Genomic DNA, 13,006 nt, shown 5'->3' with positions numbered 1-13,006 from the left:
GTTCCCGGCCGCTGGGCGACGGCGGCGCTGGAGTGGCGCGGCTCGACCGTCACAAGCGTGACGCAGTCGTGGCGGTCCCAGACGGCGACAAATGCGGTCATACCGAGTTCGTTCGCCAGAACCGTCAATTCAGGAAGCGCTGCAGTCTGCAGGTCACGGGAAACTCCTCGCGCTAGGGCGGCCAGACCAGGGCCGGACGTGATTTTGCCGGCATCGTCCCTGACGATGAGCGAATGATCTTCCAGCGTGCGCACAATCCGGTATGCGATGGAGCGGTGGACGCCCAACTCCACTGACAACTCGGCAATTGATAGCGCCCGCGGAGCATCCGCGAGAATCTCGAGGGATCGCAGGCCGCGGGACAGGGTCTGCGAATGCTGGGGCGATGGTGTTGTGTCGGAGCTCACACTCGGATATTATTCTATATCGGAACGATATGTTCAACTATCGAACTGCAACTGCCTGTTTGGTCGGTTAACGGCAGCGGCGGGCAATAGGAGGCGTCGACTTCCGGTAATGCTGCGGTGTAGTGCCCCTGAAGAGTATGATCTGAACCACAGTTACCGAACGTTCTGTCGGTAATTAAAGTCCGTCCCACCTGGAGTAACAATGACGTCTTCAACGGCTGCCCCACGGCAGCGCATGTCTCGGGAGGACCGCAAGGTCGTCGCGGGGACCATGGTCGGTACCACCATCGAATGGTATGACTTCTTCATATTCGCGCAAGCCGCGGGTCTCGTCTTCGCGCAGCTGTACTTCGCGCCGCTGAACGAGGACAGTCCGGGCCTGGCGCAGCTGGTCTCATGGGCCACTATCGGCATCAGCTTCTTCTTCCGGCCGCTCGGAGCGGTAGTTGCAGGTCACCTGGGGGATCGCATCGGGCGCAAGGCCATGCTCGTCTTCACCCTGGTGATGATGGGTTCGGCCACCGCCTTGATCGGCCTCCTGCCGACCTACGCGCAGATCGGCGTGGCGGCGCCGATTCTGTTGATGCTGCTGCGCATCCTACAGGGCTTCTCGGCAGGCGGAGAATGGGGCGGTGCGGCCCTGATGGCGGTAGAGCACGCTCCGGTTCACAAGCGCGGCTTTTGGGGTGCATACCCCCAGATCGGTGTTCCCGTTGGCATGATCATCGCAACGTTGGTGCTGTTCCTGCTGCGCTCTTCCATGTCCCAGGAAGATTTCCTCGCCTGGGGCTGGCGGGTTCCGTTCCTGCTCTCCGTGGTCCTCATCGTTGTCGGCTACTTCATCCGCAAGGCAGTTGCGGAAAGCCCCGTTTTCAAGGAGATGACCGAGCGGAAGCAGGAATCATCTGTTCCGCTCAAGGAGCTCTTCCGCCACAACACCAAGCAGGTTGTACTGACCGCAGCCATCTTCATTGCTAACAACGCGGCAGGCTATCTCCTCATCGCCTTCTTCTCGGCGTACGCCCAGCGCACGCTGGGGATGCCCGGCGGGCCCGTGCTGTTCGCCACCCTGCTTGCCTCCTTCGGCTGGCTGATCTTCACGATGTACGGAGGCATTCTTTCCGACCGGATTGGCCGGGTGCGTACTTTCCAGATCGGCTATGGGCTCGTGTTCGTCTGGATGATCCCCCTGTTCCTGATGATCGACACGCGCAACATCCTCGCCTATGGAGTCGCTCTGTTCGTCCTTACGATCGGTTTGGGGCTGTCCTACGGACCGATGTCCGCGATGTATGCCGAAATGTTCCCTGCGAACGTGCGGTACTCCGGTATCGGAATCGGTTACGCACTGGGCGCCATTCTCGGTGGTGCCTTCGCCCCGCTGATTGCGGAAGCATTGCTGAGGGGCACCGGCTCGTCCATTTCGATCGGCGTCTACATCATGGTGCTCTGCGCCATCTCGTTCGCGGCTGTGACCATGGTGAAGGAGACACGCGGGGTACCGCTGCACGTCGGTTCCGGTCACACTCAGGCGAAGTAGCCGGAACGTCGGCGCCCGGCAGTGGACTCCATGGGTAGTTCTCCCCATGGCGTCCGCTGCCGGCCCTTCATACACTGAGGATCAAGACGGGCCTTGTACGAGGGGCCCGCCGCCGGACTGACGGGTCCGGTACACGAAAGGCCGGCTCGCCACGGGTTCCCCCAGCCCACCGAGCCGGCCTTTTGCATGTCCGGCCTCTGATTCAACAAACCGCATACGTTCAGCTGCGCGAACTTGTGCCGGTGTATTTGGCGTCACTGCTGATGCACTGCCGCCGCTGACTTGAGCCCAGTGATGAGTGAGTCAAGCCCGAGACCGAACGCAGCGTCCGCCTGCCGTTGGTTCGCCTGGTCCTTGCGCGCGGACACGGCAGCAGTGAATCGGGGATAAGCCCCTGCCAGAGGTCCCGATTCGAAGATCGTTTCCGGGGCCGTCGCGTCGAACGCGGACCCGAAGATAAAAGACTCAAGAGCAATGATTGCCGGCACGATCAAAGGTTCCGGCCAGCCGACCTTCTCAAATCCACGGGTCACTGCCTCATAGACGGCAAGGGTTTGCGGCGCGCCGCTCACGGGCAGTACGGCGATCACCGGGATAAGCGGAGTATGCCGGGTGAAGACATCGCGATAGGACCAGGCGAACCGGCGGACAGCCTGCTCCCACGGTTCGGACTCGAAACCTGACACGTCCACCTGAGTCATGACGTGGTCCTGCAGAAGGATGAGTACGTCGCCTTTGGATTCCACGTGGTTATATAACGACGACGGCGCCACTTTGAGAGCGCGGGCAAGGGAAGACATGGTCAAGCCCTCATACCCGCGGGTTTCGATGAGCGTGAGAGCCGCCCGGGTGATTGCTTCCTGGGAAAGAATCCTGTTCAGCGGCCTGCCCGCTGAGCGGGGGGATGTACCGGTTGCGCCGACCATCGTTTGTGTTCCTGATTCCTTCCGGCCCGGAGCCGGCACCGTTCACCTGCTCCCTCCTACACGGTAGTGGAAGACCTGCTGCTCTGTTGCCTTGGAGGTTTCGTGGCGCAGCACTCGCAGCGAAGGCCTCCCGCGGTACCGTAGTGCCATGCCTGAGATGCCTGAGGTACAGGGACTGGCCCACTTCCTGGCCGGCAAATTAGTGCCGGAGGACGGTGAACCAGCCCGGGTAGGGAACGTTGAGCTTGGCTCTTTCGCCGTGCTGAAGACTGCCGAGGTTCCCCTTGACGCCGTGTCCTCGATGACCTTCACCGGCGTGGACAGGAGGGGAAAGTTCCTCATCCTGAGCCTTGAAGGCGTGTATCTCGTGATGCATCTCGCGCGAGCCGGCTGGCTGCGTTGGTCTAACGCGCTTCCGGATACCGCCCTGCGGCCGGGCAAGGGGCCGATTGCGTTGAGATTGAGATGTTCGGAACCAGCAGGCTACGGATTCGATCTCACCGAGGCGGGCACAAAGAAGTCAGCAGCGGTCTACCTCGTCCGGAAGGTGGCGGAGGTTCCGGGGGTAAGCCGGTTGGGACCCGAAGCGCTGGACATCGGCCGGGAGCAGTTCATGGCAATGCTCCATGGGCACCGCAGCCAGGTGAAGAGTGCGTTGCGGGACCAGTCTTTCATTGCGGGAATCGGCAACGCCTACAGCGACGAAATCCTGCATGCCGCCCGCCTGTCTCCGTTTGCCCTCGCATCCAAGCTGACTGATGAGCAAGTGGGGGTGCTTCACGACGCGATGCACTCGGTCCTGCAATCGGCTATTGCTGCGGCCGACGGCAAGCCGGCGAAGGAGTTGAAGGATTCCAAGCGGCGGGAGATGAAGGTTCATGGCCGGACCGGTCAGCCCTGCCCGGTGTGCGGGGACTCTGTTCGTGAAATTTCATTCGCCGATTCCGCGCTCCAGTACTGCCCAACCTGCCAGACAGGAGGGAAGCAACTGGCAGATCGGCGGACCTCCAAATTTCTCAAGTGATTGGACATCGCCGGTCCTGGTGGCGGCTGCACCTTTCGCAGGCGACATCAATGACCCTAGGATCGAAGATGTAACAATCCGGTTCCAACTACGGAGGTCACCATGACGCATGATTCACACGACCGGGAAGACGACCGCCAGAGCGGGGATTCCACCAGCACGGAGCCGGAAGGAACCATACCCGACACCGAGGACGGTGTGGGCGCGACTACAACTGAGGAGCCGAGCAGCTTCGAACCGGAGGAAGACCCGGATGAGGACGGGGACTCCAAGTGAGGCACTGAGCGGTTTCTGACGCTGGAAGCTGCTAACCCAGTGACGGGGCGTGTGAGGGCGGTTCGGGAATGTGAACGTTTCCGGTCGTCACTCCGCCCGTGATCACGTCGGGTGTATCTGCCTGAGTGTCACTGGGTGTTGGCAGATTGAGGATCATGCCGCCGTCCTTATCGGAGTCGCTTCCCACGCGCAGCGCAAGCGCGACCTCATGCGCGTCAGGGCGCGACTGCGGATTTCTGGCGGTCATGCGCGTGAGGAGATTGACCCAGTCGGCGCCGAGGGACTCAGGAACATCCGGGTCCCGCAGGAGGCGGGCAACGGCGGCCTCGACGACGGGGCCGGGAAACGCCTTTTCCCCGGTAAGGCATTCCAGAAGCACCAGGCCGAGCGAATAGATGTCGCTGCTCGTTTCCACGTGCGCACCCTCTGCCTGCTCCGGACTGAGGTAGTTGGCCGTGCCGATGGTGGCGCCATGTGCGGTGGAGTGCGTTGCTTCCACCATTCGGGCAATGCCGAAGTCGGTGAGTTTGGGGTAGAGGCGGGTGTCCTGCTCCCCGGAGTGGTACATCAGGATATTCGCAGGTTTCACGTCGCGGTGGATGACTCCCTGCGAGTGGATGTAGGCCAGCGCATCCGCGAGATCCGCACCCAGTTGAGCCACGTGCTCGGAAGGAAGCGGACCGGATTTCAACAGCTTGCGCAGATCCAGTCCGTCGACCAGTTCCATGACAAGGAAACTGGTGGTCTTGCCGCTGCCGTCATCCTGCAGGCCGGCATCATGCAGCGTCACCAGCCCGGGATGGTTCAGCGTCGAGAGCAACAGGGTCTCTGTATGCTGACGCCGGTAATCGTCATCATCGGAGGTGGTGGGGTTGAATACCTTGATTGCCACGTCCCGGCCGAGGTTTCGGTCCAGTGCCCGAAACACCGATGCTGCGCCGCCGGTACCAATCAGCTCAATGGGTTGGTACCGCTCGGCCAGGAGTTCATCCACGTGAGACCTCCGGGGAAGAAAGAAAAGTTATGGGGGTGAAGAGCAGGTGATAAGCATGCTGATCACCTCTAACATTCTACCCTGCGCGGAGAGATGCGGAAGACCGCCCCGCGCCGCAGCCTCAAACGTTCAATAATTGTTACGCGGCGAGGAAATTGATGGCCGCGCTCTTGAAGGTCCGGGACGTTACTGCGTTGGTATGGGTTCTTCCTGGGAGCCAGAGTATTTCCGCATGACCGCTCAGCTCCGCCAGTTCCGGAATGGTCTGCGCTCGTTCGTCCTTGTCTCCGGCCACCAGGAGGAGCGGCATGTGAGGTATGGCGTCACGGGGCACGAAAGGCTCTCGCTTGATTGCCTCTACCATGGTGAGCAGTGCAAAGACGTCGTTTGTCGGAACAAGCCGTGCCATCCGAAGCAGACTGCTGGTCGACTCGTCGGCGATGGGTGACCCGTCGGTCAGGAATCGTTGCGCGGCTGCCAGGTCGAACGCCGCCAGCGGATCGCCGCTTCCAGGTCCGCCAAGCACCATACGGTGCACCAGTTCCGGTTGCGTGGCGCCGAATTCCCACGCCAGACGTGAACCGAGCGAGTATCCGATGATGTCGACGCCGCTGCCCGGCTGACCGTCGGCGAGGGGGTGGATGTGTGCATCGAGCAGTATCTGGAGCAGGTCCGCCCGGATGCGGCTGGGGGAGTAGGAGTCCATTTCTTCGGGAGCCGTACTTGATCCATGACCGGGGAGGTCGAGGGTGACGACTTTGCGGCCGGCGTCAGTAAGGGCACGAATCCAGCCGGAATCTTCCCAATTGAGCCGGGCCGAGGAGGCGAACCCGTGAAGGAGCAGGATGGGGCGCAGTGCTGACGGGCTCGCGGGCTCGTGGACAAGGACATTCAATCCCGGGTTTGTTCCCTCAACCAGATGATCGCTGTGACGTCCCATGAGTTCCTCCCCGGTGCTCTTGCTGCGGTCTTTCCTGAACTCTAGCGTCCCTTGCCGGGACTCGTACGAAAAGAAAAAGCGGCAGAGAACTGTGCTTCATTGAACAGATCTCCGCCGCCCGGCCAGCAGTGGCCAACCCGTGTGACTTTAGTCACCGCTTCTGCCCGGATGCAAATTGGCTGATAGTGCTTCGCTGTCATTCCCGGAATCTTCCGGCATGTCCGTCATGGATCGCATCAATTCGGCGCCGATCGAGGTGCCGCGCTAGAATCACTTATAGTCATAATGACTATAAGTGCGGAGGGTGAAGGGAGAGCCAGCATGAGCGCAACTTCAGCGAACGTCTCCGAACGACGCGTGCAGCCGCCGTCGTTGGCTATTTCCACAGTGATCTTCGCCCTGCGCCCGAGTGAGTCCTCGGGCAGGCCAACGCTGTGGTTGCCGTTGGTCAGGCGAATTCGCCAGCCGTACCTTGGCCAGTGGGCGCTGCCGGGTGGACCATTGGCGCACTCAGAGTCGCTCCAGGATGCGGCATCGCGCAACCTCCTCGAGACCACCGGGCTTGCACCTCGTTATCTGGAGCAGCTGTACGCCTTCGGAGGCCTGGACCGGTCTGCGGGGCAGCGTCTGGTGTCGATCGTGTACTGGGCGCTGGTTCAACCGGACGAGGCAGCGTTGACGCGCGAATCCGAGAACGTTCGGTGGTTCCGCGCGGACCGGTTGGAGTCGCTCGCCTTCGATCACAACGAAATCGTGAAGTACGCGCTCTGGCGGCTGCGCAACAAGATGGAGTACGGCTCGATTGCCTACCACCTTCTGGGCGAACGGTTCACGCTTGCGCAGGTCCGGGAGGTATACGAGGCGGTGCTCGACAAGGAACTGGACCCCGCCAACTTCCGTCGGCAGCTCCGTTCAACTCCGCACATCGAACCTACTGACGAGCACCTCACGGGCACACGGCACCGGCCACCGCGGCTCTACCGCTATGCCGGGCCCGTCCCGGACGGCAGTGTCAGGCAACCCCTGCCGGCCTCGCCTTGAAGGCACGCCCAGACCACCAAACACCCACCGGCTCACCGGAGCCCGTTTCCATCAGGGAGAACCACCATGACGAGCATTAATACCGCCATCCAACTCATGTCCCGCCAGGACGCCGAGCGGTCAAGCGCACGCGGTGGTACCTGCAGCCCGGACCTCGCGAGGGGACCATGGGAGTTCGACATGCCTGGCGTCTCCAATCAGGGTCCGGACTACGGGCCCGGCGCTTCGATGACTGACACGGCGCCGGTTTCAACGCCGCGGCAGGAGGTGCTTCCAGAGGAATACCAGCGGGCCGGTGAGGTGGAGCTCGAAGCGCGGATCCTCGCAGCAAAGGAAGCGATGGGCGAGCGCCTTGTCATCCTCGGCCACTTCTATCAGCGGGACGAGGTCGTCAAGCACGCTGACTTCGTGGGAGATTCCTTTCAGCTCGCCAACGCGGCGCTAACCCGGCCCGACGCCGAAGCCATCGTGTTTTGCGGAGTGCATTTCATGGCGGAGACCGCTGACATTCTGTCCAGTCCTGACCAGACTGTCATTCTGCCGAACCTTGCCGCGGGATGCTCGATGGCGGACATGGCTGACGCCGATTCGGTGGCGGACTGCTGGGAACAGCTCGAGGAGCTTTTCGGAACAGAGCCCGACGACGCCGGCCGCCAACCGGTCATCCCGGTCACCTACATGAATTCCTCAGCTGCGTTGAAGGCCTTCTGTGGCCGCCACGGCGGCATCGTTTGTACGTCGTCGAACGCTGCCACAGTGCTCGACTGGGCGTTCGAGCGGGGCCAGCGCGTTCTCTTCTTCCCGGATCAGCACCTGGGCCGGAATACAGCCAAAGCCATGGGGGTGCCGCTCGAGCGGATGCCCATGTGGAACCCCCGCAAGGTGCTGGGCGGCAACACCGAGCAGGAGCTCCTGGATTCGCAGGTCATCCTCTGGCACGGCTTTTGCTCCGTGCATAAGCGTTTCACCGTGAACCAGATCGAGAAGGCACGGGCTGATTACCCCGGGGTGAGGGTCATCGTGCACCCGGAGTGCCCCATGCCCGTTGTGGACGCCGCTGACGAAGCCGGGTCAACGGACTACATCCGGAAGGCAATCGCCGCGGCAGAGCCGGGTTCCGTGTTCGCGGTGGGGACAGAGATCAACATGGTGAACAGACTCGCCGCGGAGCATCCCGAGCACACCATCTTCTGCCTGGATCCCGTCATCTGCCCGTGCTCGACCATGTACCGGATCCATCCGGGCTATCTGGCATGGGTGCTTGAGGGACTGGTCGCAGGAGTGGTCCGCAATCAAATCGGAGTCGACTCCGACGTGGCGTCGGATGCACGGGTAGCGCTTGAGCGAATGCTGGCGGCCAAACCGTGACCGCCGTCCTCGTCATCGGCAGCGGAATCGCGGGGCTGTACACGGCGCTGGAGGTGCGCCGGCGAACTGATGCGCAGGTCACCGTTCTAGCCAAGGGTGCGCTTGTCGAGAGCAACACCTGGTACGCACAGGGCGGGATTGCTGCAGTGATTCCTGAGCCGGGCCAGGCCGGCGAGCGCCGCTTAGGCCTGCAGAATGACAGCATCGAGTCGCATGTAGCCGACACCCTTGCGGCAGGAGCGGGGCACTGCGACCGACGGGCCGCGCGCATTCTCTGTTCGGAGGCGGCCGCCCAGATTCAGAGGCTGGTGGATCTTGGAACACTCTTCGATCGCACCGCGGATGGTGATTTCGCAGTCGGTCGGGAAGCCGCGCACGCAGCCTCAAGGATTCTACATATTGGCGGGGATGCCACCGGGGCGGGAATCGCGGCTCCGCTCGTCCGTGCCGCTCAGGCGGATCCCGGCATCGGCGTGTGGGAGCACGCTTTTGCCGCGGACCTCGTCAGGGACAACGGGAGGGTAACCGGCGCCGTCGTCGTGCAGAACGGTGTCCATCGTGTAGTTTCCGCTGACGCGGTTGTGCTTGCGACAGGCGGTGCGGGAGGGCTCTTCCAGCACAGCACCAATCCGTCCGTGGCCACAGGCGACGGCGTCGCGGCGGCCTGGCGCGCCGGCGCGGCGGTGGCTGACCTCGAGTTTTTCCAGTTCCACCCGACATCGCTGAACGTCGCCGGGCATCCGCTCATTTCCGAGGCGGTGCGTGGGGAGGGCGCAGTGCTGAGGGACGCCTCAGGGCGTCGGTTCATGGCTGATTATCATCCTGCCGGTGAGCTTGCTCCGCGTGATGTTGTCTCCCGCAGCATCGCACTGCATCTTGCGCGGACCGGAGGGGAGGAAGTTTTTCTTGACGCGACGAACCTCGGTGCGGACTTCCTCGCTCAGCGGTTTCCGACGTTGAGCGCAGTGACTGCGCGTGCAGGCTTCGACTGGACACGCGACTTGCTCCCGGTTGTCCCTGCTGCCCACTACTGGATGGGCGGAGTGGTGACGGACACCGCAGGACGGACGTCCGTACCTGGGCTGTACGCCGTGGGGGAGGTTGCCCGAACCGGAGTGCACGGGGCCAACCGGCTCGCGTCCAACTCGCTGCTGGAGGGACTGGTGTTCGGCGCGCGGGCTGCGGAAGCGATCGCCGCAGAACGCATGCAGTGGCCGGCGGTCGAGGCGGAGGCGCTGAGCCTGGCGCCCGGTTCGGTAGGCGCGGCCCGCGCTGACGTGCAGCGGGTGATGTCCGACCACGTCTCCATCCTGCGCGAGGATGCGGGGCTCCGTATTGCCTCGAAGCAACTCGCCGATTGGCATTCGAACGGCTCTTCTGTCGCGGAGCGGGAGACCGCGAATCTGCTCCTCTGTTCCCGGCTCGTCGCAGCGTCTGCGCTGGCACGCGCAGAATCGCGTGGAGCGCATTACCGAGCAGATTTTCCCGACACCTCCGCCCCCGAGGGCAGCCCCATCATCCTGAGGAGAGCTCCGTGAATTTCACACCGGCCAGACCATCCCCGGCCGACGTCGACCGCATTGTCGCAGCCGCGCTCGCCGAGGACGCGCCGTGGGGAGACATAACCTCGCAGGTACTCATTCCGGAGGAGGCACACGCTGAGGGGGTCGTTGTAGCGCGCGAACCCGGCATCTTCTGCGGAGAGCAGGTCATCGAGGCTTCCATGCGACTCACCGACCCGCGGATCCGCGTCACGTTCAGTGTGCGGGACGGCGACGCTTTCGACGCCGGCGCTGCGCTTGCTGCGGTGTCCGGTCCCGCCCGGTCGATCCTCACCGCTGAACGGGTCGCCCTGAACCTGGCGCAGCGACTGAGCGGTATCGCTACGCTCACCGGCAGATTTGTTGCGGAAGTAGCCGGGACCGGTGCGCGCGTGGTCGATACCCGCAAGACAACTCCCGGACTGCGCGTCCTGGAACGCCATGCGGTGCGCTGCGGCGGAGGGGCCAATCATCGCTTCAGCCTGTCCGATGCAGTGATGGCCAAGGACAACCATCTTGCGGTCCTGACCCAGGGCGGTGCGATCGGCCTTACGGAGGCACTCCGGGGAGTGCGTGCCAGGTTGCCGCATACCGTCCATTTCGAGGTCGAGGTTGACCGGCTCGATCAGATCGAGCCGGTGCTGGCAGCAGGCGTCGACACGATCATGCTCGACAACTTCAGCCTCGAGGATCTGGCCAGTGGAGTGAAGCAGGTCGCGGGGCGCGCGCTGGTGGAAGCAAGCGGCAACGTCCGGCTCGAGTCGATCGGCGCTATTGCGCGCACCGGCGTCGATATTATCTCGTCCGGTGCGCTCACCCACAGCGTTAAGGCACTGGACCTCGGGTTGGACATCCATATCGATGCGCTTGCGCGGGAGGACGGTTCCGGCTCCACCCGCGAAATTCCCGGGAGCGTGCGGTGATCTATCTCGATGCTGCGGCCACCACTCCGGTTCGCCGGGAGGCACTCGAAGCGATGTGGCCGCTGCTCACCACGGACTATGGTAATCCGTCGAGTTCCCATACGGTCGGTGAATCGGCCGCGCGCGCTCTCGACTACGCACGCCGTCTGGTGGCCAGGGAACTCAACTGCAAACCGAACGACGTCGTCTTCACCTCGGGCGGCACAGAGGCTGACAACCTGGCAATCAAGGGCATATCCCTGGCCCGTCCGAAGGGGAAGCATATTGTTGCATCCGCAATCGAACATCCGGCCGTCCTGGAAACGCTGGACTATCTGCAGCGGTTTCACGGCTTCCGGATATCCCTTCTTCCTGTAACCGCGGAGGGACTGGTGGAGGAAGCGACTCTCCGCGCTGTCCTCACGGAAGAGACCACGTTGTGCACCATCATGTACGCGAATAACGAGGTGGGGACGGTGCAGTCAATTCCAGCGTTGGCCTCGATCTGCCGGGAACAGGGCGTTCCCTTCCACACCGATGCAGTGCAGGCGGCGGGATGGCTGCCGCTGGATAGTGCAGAGCTCGGCGTGGACGCTCTCAGCATCTCGGGTCACAAGCTCGGCGCGCCGAAGGGCTGTGGTGTTCTGTTCATCCGCTCGCGCCTTCCATTGGAACCGCTCGTTCATGGAGGCGGGCAGGAGCGGGGGAAGCGGTCAGGTACTGAAAATGTAGCGGGTGCGGTGGCCATGGCGACTGCCTTGAAGCTTGCCCAGCAGGAGCGTACCGCAAATACAGCGGCCTCGATCCTGCGCCGTGACCATCTGATCAGCGCCGTACTTAAGGGGGTCGAGGGCGCACTCCTGACGGGTCACCGGGAGCAGCGGTTGCCGAATATTGCCTCGTTCTGCTTTCCGGGCGCCAGCGGCGAGGCGATCCTGCTGGAACTGGAGCGCGCCGGAGTCGTGACCTCAAGCGGTTCGGCCTGCGCGGCCGGCGCCAGCGAGCCCTCGGCGGTTTTGCTGGCGCTGGGCCTGGGACCGGACATCGCCCAGACAGCACTGCGGTTGTCGTGGACGGCCGCAACGAGTGATGCAGAGATTGCGCTCGCCGGGCGCGCGGTTGTCGCTTCAGTCAGGAGCATCCAGAGTCTTGGAAGCCGCACGTAAGGCCGTCATCAACCCTGCCGTTTCGGCTGGATTTTCTATCTGCGCGAAGTGTCCGGTGCGGTTCAGCACCACGCTTTGTGAATGCGGCATGAGGGCAGCCAGGGAACGCAGCTCGCCGGGCGGGGTGAAGACGTCCTTGCTGCCGCGAGCGAGAACTACGGGGGCGGTGATGGAGTGCCAGGTGCCGGCGTCGTACTTTTTCAGAGCGTGTGCTGCAGCAATGAAGGACGCCGGCCGCGCATCGAGCGCAAGGTCAGCGAACACGGGGCGCTGCAGGTCAGAAGGGGCGGCGAAGAACGGGCCAAGGACGAGCCTCAGTAATCCCGCGCGCTCTGCCCTACGCAGTAGCCAGGGGGCTGCTCTCCCGAGTATCCGCAGAATAAACATGAGTCCGAACATGCCAAGAAGCGGTGCCATGGAGGGATGGCGGAGCGGGTGGTTCAGGGCGGCGCCGGCTGTCAGTGCGGTTGGTGAAAGAGCGACGACGGCGTGCGTTTCTTCCGGATGCGACGCCGCAATGTCCAGCGCCAATACCGCGCCCATCGAATGCCCGAAGAGGTACCAGGACCGGTAGTTGAGACCCCTCAGTACCTCGGCGACGGCCCTGCTCTGCTGCTCAACCGTGAAGGGCAGCATGCCGGGGGATTCTCCCCAGCCCGGCAGGTCAATCATGACGTGGTCGCAGGTGTCCGGCAGCACTGGACTCCGAACGAGCTCACGGAACGTACGCCATGAGCCCGATGCGCCATGCAGCAGAACCCATGGCGGGGTGCCCGGTGTGATCCGGGCACTCGAATGGGCCGGGCGTACGCGCACTGCGACTGAGCCCAGGGATGTATGGATGAACCGCTTCATGTAGGTGATTCTGCGCCGCTCCCGCC

Annotated in this window: 13 protein-coding genes; 8 read left to right on the top strand and 5 right to left on the bottom strand. The window is 63.1% G+C overall.

Annotated features, from left to right (window positions below):
* Positions 1–407, bottom strand: a 407-nt coding sequence (locus tag P4U43_RS09805) for a helix-turn-helix domain-containing protein (protein ID WP_277358575.1), incomplete at its 3' end; no start/stop codon positions are given.
* Positions 408–609: 202 nt separating this feature from the next.
* Here P4U43_RS09805 and P4U43_RS09800 point away from each other — a divergent pair.
* Positions 610–1,947 carry an MFS transporter gene (locus tag P4U43_RS09800; RefSeq protein ID WP_277358574.1) on the top strand — a complete coding sequence of 446 codons (1,338 nt, stop codon included), beginning with the start codon at positions 610–612 and terminating at the stop codon, positions 1,945–1,947.
* Positions 1,948–2,201: 254 nt separating this feature from the next.
* Here the strand turns inward: P4U43_RS09800 and P4U43_RS09795 are convergent, their stop codons facing one another.
* Positions 2,202–2,873 carry a TetR/AcrR family transcriptional regulator gene (locus P4U43_RS09795; RefSeq protein WP_277358573.1) on the bottom strand — a complete coding sequence of 224 codons (672 nt, stop codon included), beginning with the start codon at positions 2,871–2,873 and terminating at the stop codon, positions 2,202–2,204.
* A 148-nt stretch (positions 2,874–3,021) separates the two neighbouring features.
* On the opposite strand from P4U43_RS09795, the gene P4U43_RS09790 reads away from it, so the two are divergent.
* Together P4U43_RS09790 and P4U43_RS09785 are read left to right on the top strand one after the other, a co-directional pair.
* The gene (locus P4U43_RS09790; RefSeq protein WP_277358572.1) at positions 3,022–3,897 is read left to right on the top strand and encodes an Fpg/Nei family DNA glycosylase; all 876 of its coding nucleotides are present in this window, start codon (positions 3,022–3,024) and stop codon (positions 3,895–3,897) included.
* A 102-nt stretch (positions 3,898–3,999) separates the two neighbouring features.
* On the top strand, positions 4,000–4,173 hold the full coding sequence (locus P4U43_RS09785) for a hypothetical protein (protein ID WP_277358571.1): 174 nt from the start codon (positions 4,000–4,002) through the stop codon (positions 4,171–4,173).
* 31 nt (positions 4,174–4,204) lie between these two features.
* On the opposite strand, the gene P4U43_RS09780 is transcribed toward P4U43_RS09785, so the two are convergent.
* Complete coding sequence (locus tag P4U43_RS09780; RefSeq protein ID WP_277358570.1) at positions 4,205–5,167, bottom strand: serine/threonine-protein kinase; 963 nt, start codon at positions 5,165–5,167, stop codon at positions 4,205–4,207.
* Positions 5,168–5,306: 139 nt separating this feature from the next.
* Positions 5,307–6,107 (bottom strand): alpha/beta fold hydrolase, encoded by an 801-nt coding sequence (locus P4U43_RS09775; RefSeq protein ID WP_277358569.1) that lies wholly within the window; start codon positions 6,105–6,107, stop codon positions 5,307–5,309.
* A gap of 321 nt (positions 6,108–6,428) precedes the next feature.
* Here P4U43_RS09775 and P4U43_RS09770 point away from each other — a divergent pair, with 321 nt between their 5' ends.
* The 5 genes from P4U43_RS09770 to P4U43_RS09750 all read left to right on the top strand — a co-directional run bounded on the left by P4U43_RS09770 (position 6,429) and on the right by P4U43_RS09750 (position 12,125).
* Entirely contained in the window at positions 6,429–7,148 is a 720-nt protein-coding gene (locus tag P4U43_RS09770; protein ID WP_277358568.1) for an NUDIX hydrolase, read from the top strand.
* Between the two features lie 66 nt (positions 7,149–7,214).
* Positions 7,215–8,516: a quinolinate synthase NadA gene (nadA, locus tag P4U43_RS09765; protein WP_277358567.1), complete on the top strand. Its 1,302-nt coding sequence runs from the start codon at positions 7,215–7,217 to the stop codon at positions 8,514–8,516.
* Complete coding sequence (nadB, locus tag P4U43_RS09760) at positions 8,513–10,054, top strand: L-aspartate oxidase (RefSeq protein ID WP_277358566.1); 1,542 nt, start codon at positions 8,513–8,515, stop codon at positions 10,052–10,054. Before nadA ends, nadB begins: the two co-directional genes overlap by 4 nt.
* Positions 10,051–10,980: a carboxylating nicotinate-nucleotide diphosphorylase gene (gene nadC / locus P4U43_RS09755; RefSeq protein WP_277358565.1), complete on the top strand. Its 930-nt coding sequence runs from the start codon at positions 10,051–10,053 to the stop codon at positions 10,978–10,980. The genes nadB and nadC overlap by 4 nt, the downstream gene beginning before the upstream one ends.
* Positions 10,977–12,125 carry a cysteine desulfurase family protein gene (locus tag P4U43_RS09750; RefSeq protein ID WP_277358564.1) on the top strand — a complete coding sequence of 383 codons (1,149 nt, stop codon included), beginning with the start codon at positions 10,977–10,979 and terminating at the stop codon, positions 12,123–12,125. Before nadC ends, P4U43_RS09750 begins: the two co-directional genes overlap by 4 nt.
* Here the strand turns inward: P4U43_RS09750 and P4U43_RS09745 are convergent.
* Positions 12,087–12,980 carry an alpha/beta fold hydrolase gene (locus P4U43_RS09745; protein ID WP_277358563.1) on the bottom strand — a complete coding sequence of 298 codons (894 nt, stop codon included), beginning with the start codon at positions 12,978–12,980 and terminating at the stop codon, positions 12,087–12,089. The genes P4U43_RS09750 and P4U43_RS09745 overlap by 39 nt on opposite strands.
* Between the last annotated feature and the right edge of the window lie 26 nt (positions 12,981–13,006).

Origin of the sequence: Arthrobacter vasquezii, assembly GCF_029455255.1 — a bacterium.
GTDB lineage: Bacteria > Actinomycetota > Actinomycetes > Actinomycetales > Micrococcaceae > Arthrobacter_D > Arthrobacter_D parietis.
This window is presented reverse-complemented; position numbering and strand designations above follow the sequence as displayed.